The sequence below is a fragment of the Oleiphilus sp. HI0080 genome (genome assembly GCF_001635135.1).
Map to the genome: position 1 here is coordinate 1 of NZ_LWFU01000816.1, position 4,049 is coordinate 4,049.

The window sequence follows — 4,049 nt, forward strand, 5'->3', positions numbered from 1 at the left end:
TTAAGCCTGCATCGCCAGCTTGTGCTAATAATGCGCCAACGCCAGGACGATGCACTTCTACGCCAACAAAATTTTTCTCTGGCTCTGCACTTGCCATTTCAAACAGTGAACTGCCCATACCAAACCCGATTTCAAAGACCACCGGATTACAGTTACCGAAAATTTGAGCAAAATCGAGTTGCTGCCCCGGCTCAAGACCAAAGTGATCCCAGTAACTATCCCAGCCGCGGGTTTGGCCTGCGGTCATACGCCCACTGCGCACCACAAAACTTCGAATCACTCTTTGCATTGGATTGTCTTGATCAGACACGGAATCCCTCGAATAGTCTAAAACGTAAATCGGAAAACGTAATTGATAAATCTCGTGGGCGGAATTCTAGGATTAGCAGCGCTGCATAGCAAGCACGCGATGTTTAAGGCCATCACTCGCCCTCGCGATACGGTTAGTTTGTGATCTCATACACAAAGCTTTATCGATTTAACTATCTGTTACAGATTTAGTGATGTTCTACACCGATTGTTCAAAATTTGAGCGTATACTTAGTAATACAGATTCACGATGAAGCGATCGTGGTTCTGTCTTCCTTGAAGAAACCCCTATTAAGGAGCCAAGTTTTGGCTCCTCTTTTTTTGCCTCCAGTTTAGTTCAACTGCTTTTTTTAAACCTGTGAACGCCAGTTCAACACGCTAATCTGCTGGCCTTTGTATAGGCCGATAGCGCAAGGCCTGCGCCAGATGCCCCTGACTTATCCTCGATTCCCCCGAGCAATCCGCCAATGTTCTTGCCAATCGCATTATTCGATGTGCGGCTCTACTAGACAAAGCCAAGGCATCAATTGTGCTCATCAACCAATCATTCTGCTCAGTCGTCAACGCACATATTTGCATGAGCGCCTCTCCTTTTAAATCACCATTAAGAGTACCTTGTCGCTGATATTGAAGCTCTCTTGAACGCTCCACTCGCGCAAGTATCTGCTCACTGCTTTCTTCTTTTCTATTGGTTCGCAAGGTCACTCTTGCTGATTGAAACGGCACTTCGACATGCATATCAATACGGTCTAGAAAAGGCCCCGACAACTTTCGACGATATTGCTCGATCTGCTGCGGCGAATCTGTGCATGAAACAGAAGGATGCCCCAAATATCCGCAAGGACAGGGGTTCATCGCTGCAATTAACTGAAACCGAGCTGGCAAGGTTAGCTGCTGCTGGGCGCGCGCGATCGATATCTCCCCGGTTTCCAAAGGTTCTCTCAGCATCTCTAGAGTGTGCCTTGAGAATTCCGGTAGCTCATCGAGAAACAACACACCACGATGAGAAAGCGAAACCTCTCCAGGCTTAGGTCGCGCCCCACCTCCGACTAAGGCCACCGCAGAACTGGAGTGATGTGGCGCTCTAAAAGGAGGCTCGTACCAATCAGACTCTAATCTTGGTACTTGCGTTAGCGTATAAAGTGAGGCCACTTCCATCGCCTGAGTCTTGGAGAGCTTCGGCAGAATTGAAGTGATACGTGACGCAAGCATGCTCTTACCTGTTCCGGGCGGTCCGTAAAATAATAAATTGTGCCCTCCCGCAGCAGCGACTTCCAAAGCATGCTTTGCAGAGTACTGACCAACAACCTCTGAAAGGTTTGCAATACACTTAGATTGGGCATCATCTAACTTTCCCTCTACCGGCTCAGCTTTGAGTGGATAGGATTGCGGCTCTCTCAGATGCTGCACTAATTCTAAAAGATCATGAACGCCAATAATTTTTTCAGAGTTCAATAACTGGCGATAACGTGCATCCTCATTGGCGACGTATATCTTGTGCGCCGTCGAATCAGCGACTGCGAGAGAGGGAAGAACTCCTTTCACAGCACAACAAGCGCCACCCAGTGCGAGCTCTGATACAAACTCACAATCAGACACGGAAGAGGGTGACAGCTGACCACTTGCCACCAAGACTCCGATCGCAATCGCTAAATCAAAACGCCCGCCCTCCTTTGGCAAATCTGCGGGAGCCAAGTTGACCGTCACACGACGCATCGGAAACTCAAAACCAGAATTCACCAAAGCGCAACGAACACGCTCACGGCTCTCTCGAACAGCCGCTTCGGGCAAACCGACAATAGTAAAAGAGGGCAAACCATTGGAAAGGTGCGTCTCAACGCGCACCAAAGGGGAATCGACACCGCACAACGCACGGGTCTTAACAGTAGACAAACTCATAGGCATCCTTGCACTATATTTGTAAATCGCACCGCTTTAGTGCGGCAGAAGCAGAATCCTTTCCTGCTTTAAAACACTTTATTAATCTGACACTTTTTCTTCTAGCTCAGCAACCGTCTTCTCCAACTTTTCTAGCATCATGCGAGTCCTTTCCAGCACGGCCTGCTGGGCGTCAAACTCGTCGCGGGAAACCAAATCCAACTTAGTAATGACGCTTGTTATAACAAGCTTTAGATTACCAGCCATCTCATCTTGAGCCGCCTTGCCGAACTCAGGAAAGACTTGATTCACCTGGTCTTGAATGAGACCGAATAATTGTTGGGGATTGAGCACTCTAACTGTCTCCAGTACAGCAAATTTGGTCCAAAAGTTTACCACCGAGCCTTCCCAAATCACATACCATTTTTTACGCACCAAAATAGAGCGTCATTTTGGTGCGTAACACGCCATACCGCTCCAAGAAAGCGCACCGATTTTGCCAGCCAACCTTTGATTCACAGGTATCTAATTGTTATTTATACACTTTCTTGTACTGGCACACCATCTGCTTAAAGCGTATGCAATGCAGCAGTAAAACCCGCTGACATGTCGAGTAAACAATATTCATTAAGTAGTAGGCGGCATAACAAGGAGAAATTCATGAAACTCGTAACTGCCATCATAAAGCCTTTCAAGCTAGACGACGTGCGTGAAGCACTATCTGAAATCGGTGTACAAGGTATTACAGTAACTGAAGTAAAAGGTTTTGGTCGCCAAAAAGGCCACACAGAACTTTACCGTGGCGCTGAATACGTCGTGGACTTCCTTCCAAAAGTCAAAATCGAAGTAGCGATTGGTACTGATTTGCTTGATCAAGTTGTTGAAGCAATCGCTAAAGCTGCAAACACAGGGAAAATCGGTGACGGGAAAATCTTTGTTTCTGCTCTAGAACAAGCGATTCGTATCCGTACCGGAGAAACCGGCACTGACGCTGTATAAACAATTTTAGTAACACAAATTATAAAGGCCTAAGTACGGAGGGCTCCCATGGAACAATTATCCAATAACATATTTGAACTACAGTATGCGATGGACACCTTTTATTTCTTGGTGTGCGGCGCATTAGTAATGTGGATGGCGGCAGGTTTTGCCATGCTTGAAGCAGGTCTTGTTCGCGCTAAGAACACGACTGAAATCTTAACCAAAAACGTCGCGCTATTTGCGATCGCATGTACGATGTATCTCGTCTGTGGTTACGACATCATGTACGGCGGAGGTCTCTTCCTTGCAGATGTAGACAGCGTAGCATCAATGGACGAAGCAGCAGTAGCAGCGGTACTTGCATCTGCAACTGAAGCTGGCTTCGGCGACATGGGTGAGTACTCAGGTGCTTCTGACTTCTTCTTCCAGGTAGTATTCGTTGCAACAGCAATGTCTATTGTTTCTGGTGCAGTTGCTGAGCGTATGAAGCTTTGGGCTTTCCTAGTATTCGCAGTTGTCATGACTGGTTTCATCTATCCAATGGAAGGTTCTTGGACTTGGAACGGTGATGCAGTATTCGGCTTGTACGAGCTTAGCTACAGCGACTATGCTGGTTCTGGTATCGTTCATATGGCGGGTGCAGCAGCAGCCCTTGCAGGTGTAATCCTTCTTGGTGCACGTAAAGGCAAATACGGTCCTAACGGCGAAGTGAACGCGATTCCTGGAGCTAACCTTCCTCTTGCAACGCTTGGTACATTCATCCTTTGGATGGGCTGGTTCGGTTTCAACGGCGGTTCTACTTTGAAGCTTGGCGGCATCGGTGTAGCTAACGAAGTTGCTAGCGTATTCCTTAACACCAATGCAGCAGCAGCTGGTGGTTT

Annotated in this window: 3 protein-coding genes and 2 pseudogenes; 2 read left to right on the plus strand and 3 right to left on the minus strand. The window is 47.4% G+C overall.

Translation table 11 applies throughout. The features are described from left to right. The 3 genes and pseudogenes from A3751_RS16675 to A3751_RS16685 form a co-directional block, all read right to left on the minus strand. A pseudogene (locus A3751_RS16675) lies at positions 1 to 310 on the minus strand (tRNA (guanosine(46)-N7)-methyltransferase TrmB); the annotation flags it as partial. A 377-nt stretch (positions 311 to 687) separates the two neighbouring features. Further along, positions 688 to 2,208 (minus strand): YifB family Mg chelatase-like AAA ATPase, encoded by a 1,521-nt coding sequence (locus A3751_RS16680; protein ID WP_068458065.1) that lies wholly within the window; start codon positions 2,206 to 2,208, stop codon positions 688 to 690. Positions 2,209 to 2,289: 81 nt separating this feature from the next. Next, a complete protein-coding gene (locus A3751_RS16685; RefSeq protein ID WP_068458070.1) occupies positions 2,290 to 2,541 on the minus strand; it encodes an accessory factor UbiK family protein in 252 nt (83 codons plus the stop codon). 306 nt (positions 2,542 to 2,847) lie between these two features. Here A3751_RS16685 and glnK point away from each other — a divergent pair, with 306 nt between their 5' ends. Continuing rightward, positions 2,848 to 3,186, plus strand: coding sequence for a P-II family nitrogen regulator (glnK, locus tag A3751_RS16690; protein WP_068458067.1), 339 nt, complete (start codon positions 2,848 to 2,850; stop codon positions 3,184 to 3,186). Positions 3,187 to 3,234: 48 nt separating this feature from the next. Beyond that, positions 3,235 to 4,049: pseudogene (locus A3751_RS16695) on the plus strand (ammonium transporter); the annotation flags it as partial.

Excerpts from the sequence above, each read along its gene's own strand:
- A3751_RS16680 (WP_068458065.1), bottom strand. The coding sequence starts at position 2,208 with ATGAGTTTGTCTACTGTTAAGACCCGTGCGTTGTGCGGTGTCGATTCC.
- glnK (WP_068458067.1), top strand. The coding sequence starts at position 2,848 with ATGAAACTCGTAACTGCCATCATAAAGCCTTTCAAGCTAGACGACGTG.